The organism is Lacinutrix salivirga, from assembly GCF_053604675.1.
The window spans coordinates 264,083-278,579 of sequence record NZ_JBSHNP010000141.1 but is presented as its reverse complement, the minus strand read 5'-3'; the positions used below and the strand labels follow the sequence as shown (position 1 = coordinate 278,579).

The window sequence follows — 14,497 nt, the reverse complement described above, 5'->3', positions numbered from 1 at the left end:
GTAAGCTTTGGCAAAATTTTTGACTAATATTGTATATTAACAGTGAATTAAACACAATTAAATTATAGTATTATGGCATTAGAGATAACAGATGCAAATTTTGAAGACACAGTATTAAAAAGTGATAAGCCTGTAATGGTAGATTTCTGGGCAGCTTGGTGTGGACCTTGTAGAATGGTTGGACCAATTATTGACGAAATTAGTACAGAGTACGACGGAAAAGCCGTTGTTGGTAAAGTTGATGTAGATGCGAACCAAGAGTTTGCTGCAAAATATGGTGTGCGTAACATACCTACAGTTTTAATATTTCAAAATGGTGAAGTTGTTGGAAGACAAGTTGGTGTAGCACCAAAAAATGCTTACACAGAAGCTATTGACACCCTTTTATAATATTTAAACTAAAAGAAAACTTAAAAGGTTTGCCATTATGGTAAACCTTTTTTTATTTTAGATAAAAATTTGAGACAATGAGTAAACAAACAAAAATACAAGATGCTATTGATAGCAAATTAATTGAAGAGCGTAAGGTGTTTCTTTGGGGACAAGTGGACGATAAAAGTGCCAAACATGTTATTGATAGGCTTTTATATTTAGATGCTTTAGAGACTAAGGACATCCATTTATATATTAATAGTCCTGGAGGTTATGTGACGTCTGGTTTTGCAATGTACGATTGCATAAAATCCTTAAATAGCGATGTGTCTACAATCTGTACTGGTTTGGCAGCTTCTATGGGTTCTATTTTGTTATCTGTTGGTGCAAAAGGAAAACGTTTTATCCAACCGCACGCAAGAGTGATGATACACCAACCAAGTGGTGGAGCAAGAGGACAAGCAAGTGATATACAAATTACGGCTCAGGAAATTGTAAAAACTAAAGAGTTAAGTGCTAGGATTTTGGCAGAAAATTGCGGACAAGATTTTGAGCAAGTAATGAAGGATTTTAATCGCGACCATTGGATGGGAGCAGACGAGTCTGTTGCTTATGGTATTGTAGATGGTATTTTAAAATAATAATAATTTAAAGGGTAAATAATTTTACTGAAATGGATTTACAGTTTGAACTCAATAAAGCTGGTGGTTTTAAAAACCTAGAGTTACTTGCAAAACAAGTGGTTGAGGGCTTTATTTCTGGGATGCATAAAAGTCCGTTTCATGGATTTTCGGCAGAATTTGCTGAGCATAAAATCTATAATCAAGGCGAAAGCACACGACATATAGATTGGAAATTATTTGCTAAAACCGATAAATTATACACTAAGCGTTATGACGACGAAACTAATTTAAGGTGTCATATTATTTTGGATAACAGTAGCTCTATGCATTATCCGGAATTAGCTAATTTCTCTATAAATAAGTTAAATAAAATTGCCTTTTCGGCATTAGCTTCTGCATCGTTAATGCATATTTTAAAAAAGCAACGCGATGCTGTAGGTTTGAGTATTTATAGTGATGCTTACGATTTTTATTCGCCAGAAAAAGGAAGCGAGAGGCATCACCAAATGTTGTTAAATCAATTAAGTGATTCTATTATATCAAAACCAGTTAATAAGCAAACCGAAACGTATAAATATTTGCATTTAATTGCTGAAAAAATCCACAGACGTTCGTTAATTTTTTTGTTTACAGATATGTTTCAGACTAGTGAGGATGACACTAAATTATTTGATGCTTTAAGGCATTTAAAGCATAATAAGCATGAGGTTGTGTTGTTTCATGTTATAGATAAAAATAAGGAGCTCGCTTTTGATTTTGATAATACACCTAAACGCTATATTGATGTTGAAACTGGCGAGCATATTAATTTGTATGCTGAATCTATAAAAGCAAACTACCAAGAAGCCGTTGGTAATTATTTTGAAGAGTTAAAGTTAAAGTGTATTCAGTTTAGAATAAAGTATGTGGAAGCCGATATAAATAATTCGTTTAATAACATACTGACAACGTATATGATAGAGCGTCAAAAATTTGTTTAGTACTTTTTTTTAAAAAAAATATAAAAAAAGATTTGTCATATTAATTTTGCAGTGTATATTTGCCTTCGCAATAAAGCAACGGTCTGGTAGTTCAGTTGGTTAGAATGTCGCCCTGTCACGGCGAAGGTCGCGGGTTCGAGTCCCGTCCAGACCGCTAAATTGCTTAAGAGCTTCAAAGAAATTTGAAGCTTTTTTTAGCAATAAAGAGTAGTTGTGTTGTTTGATAGATGTTAAAGTCTATCAATGGTTGAGGCACCAATTTTATTGAGTGCCAAACCGATGGAAAGCTTTCCTTTTTTCTTTACCGAAAATTGGGATGCTTTTTTATTTTACCTCCTTTTTGTATTAAAGACTTCATTTTTAGCAATATAACGTCAAAAAATACCGATAATCGATTTTTTATTCTTTTCACTATGGCATTAACATATATTTGGTCTCCTTATTAAATCCCTATGCAATAGTAATTGTATTAATAAGGAATCCATTGAATTGAACACACTACCTAGTGTTCTTTAAGCTTAGTATTTTATGTTATTGTACATATTCACTAGAAATAGTGGGTTTTTTTATGTCTAAAATTTATTAATAACTATATAAATACTTAAATTATGAAATTCCTAAAAATTACTGCAGTAGCCATTTTTTCAATCGCTTTATTAGCAAGTTTTACTCAAACTGAGCAAACAACTAATGACACAAACAACCACGAGGTTAAAAAAGTACATATAGATTTAACCGCTATGAAAGATAAAAAGGCAGTTAAATTACCTACGCAAGGTTAAGATATTAATATCAAATATATAGAGGCTCCCAATACGTATTGAGGAGCTTTTTTATGTGTTATACTTTAACTAATGTTAAACTATTTATTTACTTTTGATTAAATAGGATTTTGAAAACTATATTGAAACATCTAATTCCATATTTACTTACCTTAATGTGTACTGTTGTCTTGCAAGCTCAAGATAATACTGAGGCTAGTATAGAAAATATTTTAAAATATAGAAATCTTGCAAACTCCACAGAAGCTATAGATAAAAGTTTTGAATATGCTAGAAAAGCAATCAAACTCTCTAACAAGTTAGGGCTAGATTCAACAAAGTTAGCGAGCAATAAAGTACTTTCGGGTTTGTTTTTAGTAAATGGACAATACGATTCTTTATATAGAATTAATAAGGAAAACATAAAACTAGCCACTAAGCTAAAAGACACCTTAAAAATTGCTTATGCTTCAGAAAATGTAGCCTATCATTTTTTAGACAGTAAGGTTTTAGACAGTTCGTATTATTACTATTACAATGCTCAAAAATATTATAGGCTTAAGGGCAAAAAACAGTTAGTCGTTGGTGCGCTGCTAAATATGTCTAATATTCAAGAAACAGAAAGGGATTTTATTGGAGCCGAAATTAATGCAGTTGAAGGTTTAAAAATTTTAAAAGACTTGCCTTTAAACGAAGATGTATTATTATCCTATTGGGCTTTTAATAATTTAATTGCAATCGTATCTAGCCAAATCGATAGGTTTGATAAAGCAATAGAATACCATAACAAAGCCTTGTATTACAGCGATAAAATGCAAGATAAAGATTATGCACTTTATTCTAAAACTAATATTGGAATGGTGTATAGAAGAAAAGGAGAGTATGCCAAAGCTATTAAGTTATTTGAAGAAATTTTAAAAGATAAAAATCTAAAAACTAACGATCCCTCAAGTTATATAACTGCTAAATCAGAATTAACTTATAATAGATTTTTAAATGGAAGCACTAAAATTAAGGACATAGAATTAGCATTAAAAGAATCCTATGTAATTGCTGTTGAAGAAGAGGATATGGCAGAAACCATAAGCATAAGCGAGTTTTTAGCAGATTTCTATTTAAAACAAAAACAAAACGATTCGGCATTTAAATATGCACAAATTGCTTATGAAAAATCAAAACAAACAAACGCTAACATTTCGTTACTAAATGCCTTGATTTTAAAATCTAAAATAAAAGGTGGTGAGCCTGCAAAAAAATATTTATTAGAGCATATAGCATTAAACGATAGTTTGGTTTTAAAAGAAAGAGCAATAAGAAATAAATTTGCCAGAATAGCATTTGAAACTGAAGAGATAAAAGAGGAAAACAGAGAAATATCTAAGCAAAGACTATGGTTTATGGCAATATCAATAGCCTTACTTTTAACATTAATATTACTTTATATTATTAAAAACCAACGCGAAAAGAATAAAGAATTACAATTTGTACAGCAACAACAAAAGTCTAATGAAGAGATATATAATTTAATGCTATCTCAACAAGATAAAATTGAAGAAGGACGTGTCCAAGAAAAAAGAAGAATATCTGAAGAACTACACGATGGAATATTAGGACGTTTATTTGGTACACGATTAAGTTTAGACAGCCTTAATTTTATCACTACAGCAGAAGCTGCAGAAACTAGAGGAGATTATATAGAAGAATTAAAAAAGATTGAAGAAGATATTAGAAAAGTGTCGCACGATCTTAATACAGATTTTGTTTCAGGATCTAGTTATGTCGATATTGTAAAAACACTTATAGACACCCAATCCAAAGCCTATAAATTTAAATATAAATTTAAGCACGATGATGCCATACATTGGGAAGATGTAGCTAATAAAACCAAAATACATATCTATAGAATTATACAAGAATCGTTACAAAACATTTACAAACATGCACAAGCAACACAAGTTATTATTAGTTTTAAATTAAAAAATAATGTAATTTGTCTTCTCTTAGCAGACAATGGAATTGGTTATGATACCGATAAATCTAAAAAAGGGATAGGACTTAAAAATATAAACTCTAGGGTTAAAGAAATTAATGGAACTTTAGTAATTAAGTCTGTTAAAAATAAAGGAACAGTTATAAATATAGAAGTACCAACACAGCAACAAAACTAACACATCATGGCGGAATTTCTTAAAATACTTACGATTGATGATCATCCAATGATTATCGAAGGCTATAAAAACACCATTATGGCTACCAAAAAAGAAACGTTAACACTAAAAATTGATATGGCTCACAATTGTGATGAAGCCATCCGATTAATTAGAAAATCATTAGCAATAAAAAACCCTTATAATATATTATTTGTAGATATTAGCATACCTCCAAGCAGCGATGGTAAAATAGCAGATGGACAAGATTTAGCACAAATAGCCAGAGAAATATCTAATCAATCAAAAATCATTATACTCACCATGTTTAATGAGCCTTATAGAATACAAAGTATTATTCAAAATATTGATCCAGAAGGATTTTTAATTAAAAGTGATTTAACCTCTAGAGAACTTGCAAGTGCTTTTCAGGCAGTATTAAAAAACCCTCCATTTTACAGTACAACCGTTACCAATTACATTAAGCAAGAATATACTAACAAAATAAAATTAGATGCAACAGATCGTAAAATTTTACAATTACTATCAGAAGGCGTACGGACAAAAAACTTGCATCTTCACATAAAATTATCTACTAGCGCTATCGAAAAGAGAAAAAAGAACTTAAGAAAAACTTTTGCCTTAGATAATATCGATGACGAAACATTAATAAATGAAGCCAGAAAAAAGGGATTTATACTTTAAAAATTAACAAAAATGTTAAAATTTTGATTTTTATCATTTTTCTTTTCCCTTGGTAAGCTACGCTATCAAAGGCAATTGCGGGAAATCCGCAATTTCTTTACGGGAAATCCGCAAAAGCATATTTAAAGTTTGTATTATATTTGAATCAGTCAACAGTTAAATTGATTTTATCCCTTACAATTTGGTTGATTAATAGCATTTATAAAACCTTGCGATTCTCTAAACTTTGAAAATCGTGAGGTTTCTTCATTTAAAGAGAAAAGATAGACGCTCTAAACTCCCAAACTGTTGCTATAAAAAAACCAAAATACACGATTGCTACAATAAACTTCATAAACGTTCCTGTAATGAAACCTAAAAACGAACCAAAAGCTGCTTTTATAGCTGTTTTAGAGTCGGCTTCATTAATAAGTTCACCAATTAAAGCACCAAAAAATGGACCTATAATTATTCCTGCAGGAATAGGAGCAATTAAACCTACAATAAGTCCAACAGTAGTTCCAATCATACCAAGCTTACTACCTCCAAATTTTTTAGTTCCAATAGCAGGTATAATATAATCTAAAGCAAAAACTAACATGGCAATACCAAAAGTAATTCCTAAAAACCACCAATTATTAGGGACTGCATTAGTTAAGTATAAAAGCAATAGTCCAACCCAACTTAAAGGTGGTCCAGGTAAAACAGGTAAAATACTACCAGCTAAACCTAAAAACATAAACAATAGGCCAATACAGGCCAGAAAAATATCCATTAACATTTATTTATAAGTAAGACGATATAAAATAGAAAATGTTACACTTTTAAACTAAAAAATTAGTTTAAACTAATTTTTTAGTTATATTTGTAATGTTCAACTAAGAGTTTAGTTTAAAATTTTAATAACAAATGAAACAACTTACTAAAGCAGAAGAAGACATAATGCAAGTGCTGTGGCAACTAGAAAACGCTAATGTAAAACAAATTATAGAGCAGTTGCCAAAGCCAAAACCAGCTTACAACACAGTCTCCACTATTGTTAGAATTTTACAAACCAAAGGCTTTGTAGATTATAAGAAACAAGGTAAAGGACATATTTATTTTCCGTTGTTAAAAAAACAGGAATACAGTAATCAATCCATTACAAAATTGGTAGATAATTATTTTCAAGGGTCTTTTAAAAGCATGGTTTCTTTTTTCGCAAAGAAAAACGACATTAGTATAAAAGAGCTAGAATCTGTATTAAAAGAAATTGATAAAAACAAAAAATAATGTTATACTCTATATTTCAAATAATAGCCTTTCAATTATTTTTTATCATTGTGTACGATGTGTTTTTAAAAAAGGAAACATTTTTTAATTACAATCGCTTGTATTTAATAATAACTTCTTTTTTAGCATTTGCATTACCTTTTATAAAAATAGAATTATTAAAAACCACTATACCTAAAGAGTACTTTGTAAAATTACCAGAGCTTTTTAATGGTAAAGCTTCAGAACACACCACAAATACATCGTTGTTACATCTTCCAGAAATTACGATTTCTGAACAAACAACCATTCCTCTAGAGTTTATTTTTTATATCGGTTCAGGTATTGCTTTAACGTTGTTTTTAATTAAACTTTTACAATTAATTAAACTAATATATAGCAATAAAAAAGTAAAGCAAAACGGATATTATCTTATTGAATTACTAAATACCAATACTGCGTTTTCATTTTTTAAATACATTTTTTTAGGTAATAAAATTAAGCAAGAAGATAAAGCTAGTATAATTGCACACGAGAGCATTCATATACAGCAAAAGCATACATTAGATTTGCTTTATTTCGAAGTATTGCGCATCCTATTCTGGTTTAATCCCTTGGTATATATGTATCAAAAAAGAATAGCAACTCTACACGAGTACATTGCAGATGCCAAAGTGGCAAAGCAATATGATAGACAAACGTATTACCAAAACCTTTTAACGCAAGTTTTTGCGGTCAAGCAATTTTCATTTATCAATCCATTTTATAAACAATCATCAATCAAAAAACGAATTATTATGTTAAGTAAATCAAAATCAAAACAAATTAATGTACTAAAGTATGCGCTATTAATCCCAATGGTAGTTGGTATGTTAATATACACCTCATGCTCTAATCAAGAAGAAATTATTGAAAAAGAACTCTCTGTTTCTGAGCAAATTCAACTTTTTAAACAGAGTATTGAGGGTAAAGAGTTAACAGCACAAGAAAGAAAAGAGCTTATGCTACTTGTGCTTGGCACAAAAAAAGATTCTTTAGAAATCATGTATGCTATTGATAATTTTAAATCTGTTGACCCAGAAGCTGTTTCATTTGCAACCATAGAGAAAGTACCAATATATCCTGGTTGTTCTATTTCAGACTCTAACGAAGACAATAAAATTTGTTTTAGTAAAAGTATAAGTAATTATGTATCGAGTAACTTCAATACCAAACTAGCCAAATCTTTAGATTTAGCCAAAGGAGTTCAAAAAATAAACATCTTTTTCACTATTAATAAAGAAGGTAAAATAGAAAAAATTAAAACACGATCTCCACATCCAGATTTAGATGCAGAGGCTGTTAGGCTAGTAAAAGGATTACCAAAAATGACTCCTGGTGAACAAGGAGGTAAACCAGTAAGCGTCACCTTCTTTTTACCAATTAAATTTAAAACTGACTAAATTCAACGTATAAAAAAGCTATTAGAACCGAAGGAATTCCTTCGGTTTTTCTATTTTTATAAAAACATTTCATTTTAAAAAATGCTAAAGCTTAAATTACTTTTATTTATTCTCGCTCTGTTTTTCTGCTTACAAATGCAATCGCAGAGTAAAAGTGATCAACAACTTAAAAAAGAGCTGTATAAAGAATTGGTGGAAATGGATAAAAGAGGCGCAACGTTTCAGGATTTGTTTACTGCATTTTTAAAGCAAAAAACAAAACGATATATTGCCACTAAAGAAGAATTTTATAGAAAAGAAGTCTTACTAGATTTTGCAAAAGAAAAATACATAGAAGCCAAAATATTAGAAGGTACATTAACTCCAGAAGATGAGAAAGAAATTGCCATACAGGTTAATGAATATGAAACCTACGAGGACTATTTAGCATATAAAAAATCTGACGAAGCCATAGCAAATTGGGAAGATAATTTTAACGATAGTATTTTAAAGTTAAAAGTAAATAACCTTAAAAATATTACCGAAAACGAACAACAAAAATTAGACGAGCTACTAAAATTTTTAAGCGATAAATCCTTTATAAAAAGTGTGTTAGTCACAGATGTTTTAACTACAAAAGAAATTAAACGAAACGATAAAGGCACGCTAGAAGAAGAAATACTAAGCGACGACCAATAACATTTAAAATTAATAAGTTAAAAAATTGTACTTTTCAGCACTAGTTTAACACGATGAAGCAATTTTGGATTTTCCTTTTATGTAGTTCACTAACATCATGTAATTACTTTGATGTGAAGAAAACCTCCTCTAATGCTATTTTAGAAGAAGAGTTAAAAACCTTCAATTGGTCTAATGTAGATGAGTTTCCAACCTTCGAAACTTGTGATTCTAATATGACGAGTACTTTTAAAAAAGAATGTTTTGTTAACGAACTAAACCGTTTAGTCTCTAAAAATTTTAAAAACGAAAACATTGTTCTTAATAGTGATTTTAACGAAACTGTAGAAATTGGATTGCATATTTCTAACACTGGCGAACTAACTGTAAAATCTGTAGAGATAGACTCAACAGCTTCAGCAAAGATTCCAAATCTTCAGGACATTTTAAAATCGAGTTTCGATTCTATTCCAAAAATTCTTCCTGCAATAAAAAGAGGTCAACAAGTAAACGTTGAGTTTAAACTGCCTGTAATTATAATATCTGATTAAAAACGAATGGCGAATTTGCGCATCAAACGTAGTATTTCAACATACAACCAAATAATGGTTACCAAAAGTCCCCAAGTTGCAAACCACTCTAAATATTTAGGTGCTCTATTTTTTTTACGTTCTATATAATCAAAATCTAAAAGCAAGGATAAAGCCGCAAAGGTTGCTGCAACAATGTTAAACCCTATAGCAATCCAAGAAGTTCCCCAAATAAACGATTTTATACCAAAAAACGATAAAATCCAAGAGATTATATAAACTACAAAAATGCTAGAAACAACAGTTATAATTACACTTCTAAGTTTTTTAGTTACTACAATTATTCGTGTTTGGTAAAACACAAGCATTACAAAAAAAGTTACAATAGTAACACCAATGGCTTGGTAAGGCATATTTGGGAAACGCTCTTGCGCATAGGCTGTAATACCACCAAGAAAAAACCCTTTGGCTACACAATATAGAGGCACTAAAAATGGAGCCCAATGTTGTCTTACCGAAATGACAATACTAATTACAATAGCAGCTAACATGCCACCAGAAGAAAACCATTTAATACTTGTTCCATTGGTGTATAAATACCAAATACCAACTACTATACTCGCAATAATAGCTATGCAGAACATAGATTTAAAAAAAATGCCTCGAACAGTCATTGTGTGATAATTATCACGATGGCTATCCCAAAAGTAATTTGAAAAAGCTGGGTTCGATGTTTTACCGAAATCCATTACAGATTAAATTTATATCCAATAGCAAAGTCAACCGGAAAATTACCTTCGCTATCCACAAATGCAGCAAATAGAGAGTCATAAACAAAAATAATGTAACCAGAATCACCAACTTTTATATCTGCTCCAATTCCAAAAACAAAAGGCACATTAAAAGACGATCCAGACTCATCTTGAGTAATAAATGTTCCTAAATTATTTGGATTCTCGTATGTTATTGTGGTTTTAGAATGTGTATAAGTGGCAAATTTTGTTTGTCCGTAAATACTAAAACGGTCTTTATTTATAAAACGATATCTATAACCTAAAGACAGTTGTGTTGAGGTGTAAGGTAACTCATTACTATCTAAGCTATGTCTAACATTTAAAAAACCTGCGTGATTGTAATAATTTTTTTGATCAAAGATTTCAAACTCAGCACCAAAAAAAGTAACCGATTTATTAGTTGGGTTTTCTACAAAAGGCTGGTTGGTTAAACCTCCAAAAACACCAAGTCTTGTGCCTAGCTTAATAGTTCTGTCCTCAAAAATATAAGAGCTATCTACAGATTTATTATAGGCATCGACATAATCTTTTAAACTATAAACTGTAAGTTTAGTTTGGTCTGCAGGCAGGCCATTTGTTAAACCTTCTAATGTTGCTCTATATTCGTTTTGAAACTTATTACTTGTTCCTTTAGTGTTTTTAAGTTCGGTTATGTCTCCATTTTCGGTTCTAACAAAGTAACGATATTGACCATCTATTGTGTTCCAAAGTAAGTCTAAAGCGCCATCAGCTTCAGTTTTTAGAACTAAAGTTTCGTTATTAATAGTGTACGTTTCTTGTGCAAAAGAAAATAGAAATGCATTAATAAATAAAAATGCAAAAAGTGTTTTTTTCATGATTGTGTAGATTGGTATTTAGGTAAATGTAAAAATTATTTTTTAAATGTTCTGTCTTTCCATTTATAAGATTTAAAAACCGAAGAAAAAGCAACAAAAACGCTAAAAAAGGGATACATTATACTAGATAGTAAAAAGGACTTTAAATAACTAACCTGATTAAAAAACCGACTCGTTTTATAGAGTAATAAAAAATCAATACTACTTTTTAAAATAAATAAAGATAATAATGTTTTAAATGAAAATAATTGCAATACTGCTAGTGTTAAACAAACCACCAAACTCACATTTGCTAATAGCACTATAAAACCTGTAAATTTACCAAAACCATTAGAATAACTACTTGTTTTAGCTGCCCAACGTTTACGTTGAGAGACTAATTGCGACCAGTTTTGCTGAGGTTTTGTGAGTACAATGGCTTGTTTGCTTTTTAAATAATGAACCTGATGTTTGTGGTTTTTTAAAGCTTTTTCAAGCAGAAAAATATCGTCTCCACTGGCAATATTAGCGTTGTTTTCAAAACCATTTACAGCTACAAATAATGATTTTTTATAAGCAAAATTTGCGCCATTACATAAAAACGGTTTTTTGATACCAAAACCACCAATTGTTGCACCTTGTAAACTTAAAAAGTCTAATACTTGAAACCGTTTTAAAACCGAATTTACTTTGTAATAACTCACAGGAGCAGCAATACATTGGCTATTATGTTTTTGTATAAACGCATCAAAACTATCTAGCCAATATTTTGGCAACACACAATCTGCATCTGTAGTTATAATCCATTTATTTTTTGCTGAAGTGATTGCAGTAGTAATTGCATCTTTTTTAGGCGAATTAGTAAGCCGTTTATTATTAAGTATTGAAATGTTTTTGGCTTCAGTTTTAGTAATAAATGTATTTATAATTTCAACCGAAGCATCTTCGGAAGCATCATCAACAAATATAATGTTGTAATAGCGTTTAGTGTACGCTAACCCTTCAATAGAAGTTAATAAATCCGGTAAGTTTTCGGCTTCATTTCTAAATGGAATTACAACTGTAAATGTAGTTTTTGGTGTAATCTCTTCTAAATAAAAAGAGGTTATTTTATCAAATCCATAAATTAGTACACTTATTAAAATAAGATAACTGAGAATACAAATAAATGAGACTAAAACCATGTTAATCCTTTTGTTTAGGTAAGGTAAATGTACTCACAAAATAGCTTCCTAACAGGCTTGGCAATGCAAAATTAAGCAACCACATAAGCGTAATTGCACACACAATAGTAAATGCATTTACACCAACTATAGAAAATAAATAGACAGCAATACTGCCTTTTACAACCACATCGAAAATAAATAGTGTAGGTATTATGGACGCCATTAAATACATACTAGTAATCACAATCATTGCTTTAAAATAGGTTATTTCCACACCAAAAAGTATTAATATATAGTACAATTGAAACGAAAAAACAGCATAGCGCAACACAGAAAATACAAAAGTTAGTGTTTTTGTTTTTATAGGTAATTTTTTAAAAAACACTTTAATCTTTTTAATTGAAAACCCTTTGATTTTAAACCTACTTTGTTGTAATCCAAAAATTGAAAACCCAGTAATTACAAGGATTATGATAAAAAAACGAGAACTTCTATTGTAGTTAATCTCTAGATTATAATAGTGTGTAAAACAATATAAGCCAACAAGACCTAAAATAACAGTGACTAAAAGCTGAAACAGGTTTCCAATAAAATTTAATAAAAGAATCCGTTTTCTAAATGATTTTGGATAATAGATGGCTTTTGCTCCATATTCACCAATCCTATTAGGTGTAAAAATAGAAGCGGTTAACGAGCCTAAACTTTGTTTTAAAGCAGTTTTAAAATCAATTTTTTGAATGCATCCAACAAGATTCTGCCATTTAAATACTTCTAAAAGCCAGTTTAAAACAGATAAAAAAATTAAAAAAAGACTATTTTTTAACGAAAACACCTTGTTTTTGCTCAAATACTCATAAAAAACAACAAAATCTAACGTGTCGTTATTTACCAATTTATTGTAAATAAAATAAAAAGCGCCAAACACTATGCTCAATTTAATGAGTACAAAAAAGAATTGTTTAGTTTTGTAAGGCAACGCGCTATACATAAATAGAGTGCTAAAGTAAGACCACAAATTAAAACAAATTTTTAGCTATGCAATCACAACTTAAATACTATTGTTTTTTATTCCTTTTTTTAATTTCAATTAAAGGAGTTTCGCAAAGTGAAACTAGCGAATGGAAAGCGCTTTTTGCAGTTGGTATTAATAGTCCGTCGCAAGATGGTTTTGTAGATGTTTTTGAGGCCAAAGGCATGAACTTTCCAACTATTAATTTAGGTGTGCAACACATGTTTAAACCACAATTGGGTGCAAAATTAGATTTTGGATATAATCGTTTTCAAAATGAAGACAACACACCAGAATTTAAAATAAACTACACACGTATTAATGTGCAGTTTGTGTACGATTTAACTCCAGATGCTACTTTTTTACCAACACAAATGGGTTTAGTAGCACATTTAGGACCTGGTTATAGTATGGTAAAACCGTTAGGCGATTATAAAGACAATAAAGTAAGTTTTTTAAACGCAATGGCAGGCTTGGAGTTACACTATAAAGTGGGACGTACAACATCTGTATTTTTAGATGCCTCTTATATATTAGGCTTTGGCGACGAATTCGATCCCATTACAGAAGGTTTTGGATCCTTTAACGGAAACTTATTTACTGCAACAATAGGTGTTTCGGTTTCATTAAGTGGTTGCTATTTTTGTAATTAATGACACACGAAAAAATAATATTAGGTATTGATCCAGGAACTACAATTATGGGTTTTGGACTCATAAAAGTGGCGAATAAAAAAATGCAATTTTTACAGCTTAATGAGTTGGATTTAAAAAAATACGACGATCATTATTTAAAATTGAAACTCATTTTTGAACGTACTATAGAACTTATAGATACTCATAATCCCGACGAAATTGCAATCGAAGCGCCTTTTTTTGGTAAAAACGTACAAAGTATGTTAAAGCTTGGTCGTGCGCAAGGAGTTGCAATGGCAGCAGGTTTATCGCGCGAAATCCCAATTACAGAATATGCACCTAAAAAAATAAAAATGGCAATAACTGGTAATGGAAATGCCAGTAAAGAGCAAGTGGCTAAAATGTTGCAAAGCATGTTAAGTCTTAAAACCTTACCTAAAAATTTAGATTCTATGGATGGCTTAGCAGCAGCAGTGTGCCATTTTTATAATGCAGGACGCGTTACTATTGGTAAAAGTTATACTGGTTGGAGTGCTTTTGTGAAGCAGAATGAGAAAAGAATTAAAAAGTAATTCTTTTCAATATTAAAAACAACAAGAATTAATAATAAATAGCCTAAATCTCAATAATT

The 14,497-nt window shown here is 30.3% G+C and carries 17 protein-coding genes and 1 tRNA gene; 13 read left to right on the top strand and 5 right to left on the bottom strand.

The features are described from left to right. Positions 1-72: 72 nt before the first annotated feature. The 7 genes from trxA to ACVC5O_RS15080 all read left to right on the top strand — a co-directional run bounded on the left by trxA (position 73) and on the right by ACVC5O_RS15080 (position 5,588). Positions 73-390, top strand: a complete 318-nt coding sequence (gene trxA, locus ACVC5O_RS15110; protein WP_452222305.1) for a thioredoxin — start codon at positions 73-75, stop codon at positions 388-390. Positions 391-467: 77 nt separating this feature from the next. Further along, on the top strand, positions 468-1,013 hold the full coding sequence (locus tag ACVC5O_RS15105; RefSeq protein WP_452222304.1) for a ClpP family protease: 546 nt from the start codon (positions 468-470) through the stop codon (positions 1,011-1,013). A 32-nt stretch (positions 1,014-1,045) separates the two neighbouring features. After that, complete coding sequence (locus ACVC5O_RS15100; protein ID WP_452222303.1) at positions 1,046-1,975, top strand: DUF58 domain-containing protein; 930 nt, start codon at positions 1,046-1,048, stop codon at positions 1,973-1,975. Positions 1,976-2,055: 80 nt separating this feature from the next. Next, positions 2,056-2,129 (top strand) — tRNA-Asp (locus tag ACVC5O_RS15095). A 454-nt stretch (positions 2,130-2,583) separates the two neighbouring features. After that, a complete protein-coding gene (locus ACVC5O_RS15090) occupies positions 2,584-2,757 on the top strand; it encodes a hypothetical protein (RefSeq protein ID WP_452222302.1) in 174 nt (57 codons plus the stop codon). A gap of 122 nt (positions 2,758-2,879) precedes the next feature. After that, complete coding sequence (locus ACVC5O_RS15085) at positions 2,880-4,904, top strand: ATP-binding protein (RefSeq protein WP_452222301.1); 2,025 nt, start codon at positions 2,880-2,882, stop codon at positions 4,902-4,904. Between the two features lie 6 nt (positions 4,905-4,910). Then, positions 4,911-5,588 (top strand): response regulator, encoded by a 678-nt coding sequence (locus tag ACVC5O_RS15080; protein ID WP_452222300.1) that lies wholly within the window; start codon positions 4,911-4,913, stop codon positions 5,586-5,588. 250 nt (positions 5,589-5,838) lie between these two features. Here the strand turns inward: ACVC5O_RS15080 and ACVC5O_RS15075 are convergent, their stop codons facing one another. Continuing rightward, entirely contained in the window at positions 5,839-6,342 is a 504-nt protein-coding gene (locus tag ACVC5O_RS15075; RefSeq protein ID WP_452222299.1) for a DUF456 domain-containing protein, read from the bottom strand. Between the two features lie 134 nt (positions 6,343-6,476). Here ACVC5O_RS15075 and ACVC5O_RS15070 point away from each other — a divergent pair, with 134 nt between their 5' ends. The 4 genes from ACVC5O_RS15070 to ACVC5O_RS15055 all read left to right on the top strand — a co-directional run bounded on the left by ACVC5O_RS15070 (position 6,477) and on the right by ACVC5O_RS15055 (position 9,468). Beyond that, the gene (locus tag ACVC5O_RS15070; protein ID WP_452222298.1) at positions 6,477-6,839 is read left to right on the top strand and encodes a BlaI/MecI/CopY family transcriptional regulator; all 363 of its coding nucleotides are present in this window, start codon (positions 6,477-6,479) and stop codon (positions 6,837-6,839) included. Further along, positions 6,839-8,260, top strand: a complete 1,422-nt coding sequence (locus ACVC5O_RS15065) for a M56 family metallopeptidase (protein ID WP_452222297.1) — start codon at positions 6,839-6,841, stop codon at positions 8,258-8,260. The genes ACVC5O_RS15070 and ACVC5O_RS15065 overlap by 1 nt, the downstream gene beginning before the upstream one ends. An 81-nt stretch (positions 8,261-8,341) precedes the next feature. After that, positions 8,342-8,938 carry a hypothetical protein gene (locus ACVC5O_RS15060; RefSeq protein WP_452222296.1) on the top strand — a complete coding sequence of 199 codons (597 nt, stop codon included), beginning with the start codon at positions 8,342-8,344 and terminating at the stop codon, positions 8,936-8,938. Positions 8,939-9,051: 113 nt separating this feature from the next. After that, entirely contained in the window at positions 9,052-9,468 is a 417-nt protein-coding gene (locus ACVC5O_RS15055) for a hypothetical protein (protein WP_452222295.1), read from the top strand. Here the strand turns inward: ACVC5O_RS15055 and ACVC5O_RS15050 are convergent. Genes ACVC5O_RS15050 through ACVC5O_RS15035 form a run of 4 tightly spaced genes read right to left on the bottom strand, consistent with a single transcriptional unit; the run spans position 9,465 to position 13,210 of the window. Beyond that, complete coding sequence (locus ACVC5O_RS15050; protein ID WP_452222294.1) at positions 9,465-10,196, bottom strand: Bax inhibitor-1/YccA family protein; 732 nt, start codon at positions 10,194-10,196, stop codon at positions 9,465-9,467. The genes ACVC5O_RS15055 and ACVC5O_RS15050 overlap by 4 nt on opposite strands. Next, complete coding sequence (locus ACVC5O_RS15045) at positions 10,196-11,077, bottom strand: hypothetical protein (RefSeq protein ID WP_452222293.1); 882 nt, start codon at positions 11,075-11,077, stop codon at positions 10,196-10,198. The genes ACVC5O_RS15050 and ACVC5O_RS15045 overlap by 1 nt, the downstream gene beginning before the upstream one ends. 35 nt (positions 11,078-11,112) lie before the next feature. Then, complete coding sequence (locus ACVC5O_RS15040) at positions 11,113-12,240, bottom strand: glycosyltransferase family 2 protein (protein ID WP_452222292.1); 1,128 nt, start codon at positions 12,238-12,240, stop codon at positions 11,113-11,115. A 1-nt stretch (position 12,241) separates the two neighbouring features. Then, positions 12,242-13,210, bottom strand: coding sequence for a hypothetical protein (locus tag ACVC5O_RS15035; protein WP_452222291.1), 969 nt, complete (start codon positions 13,208-13,210; stop codon positions 12,242-12,244). 47 nt (positions 13,211-13,257) lie between these two features. Here ACVC5O_RS15035 and ACVC5O_RS15030 point away from each other — a divergent pair, with 47 nt between their 5' ends. Both ACVC5O_RS15030 and ruvC read left to right on the top strand, forming a co-directional pair. Further along, complete coding sequence (locus ACVC5O_RS15030) at positions 13,258-13,884, top strand: outer membrane beta-barrel protein (protein ID WP_452222290.1); 627 nt, start codon at positions 13,258-13,260, stop codon at positions 13,882-13,884. Next, positions 13,884-14,438 carry a crossover junction endodeoxyribonuclease RuvC gene (ruvC, locus tag ACVC5O_RS15025; protein WP_452222289.1) on the top strand — a complete coding sequence of 185 codons (555 nt, stop codon included), beginning with the start codon at positions 13,884-13,886 and terminating at the stop codon, positions 14,436-14,438. The genes ACVC5O_RS15030 and ruvC overlap by 1 nt, the downstream gene beginning before the upstream one ends. Positions 14,439-14,497: the final 59 nt, after the last annotated feature.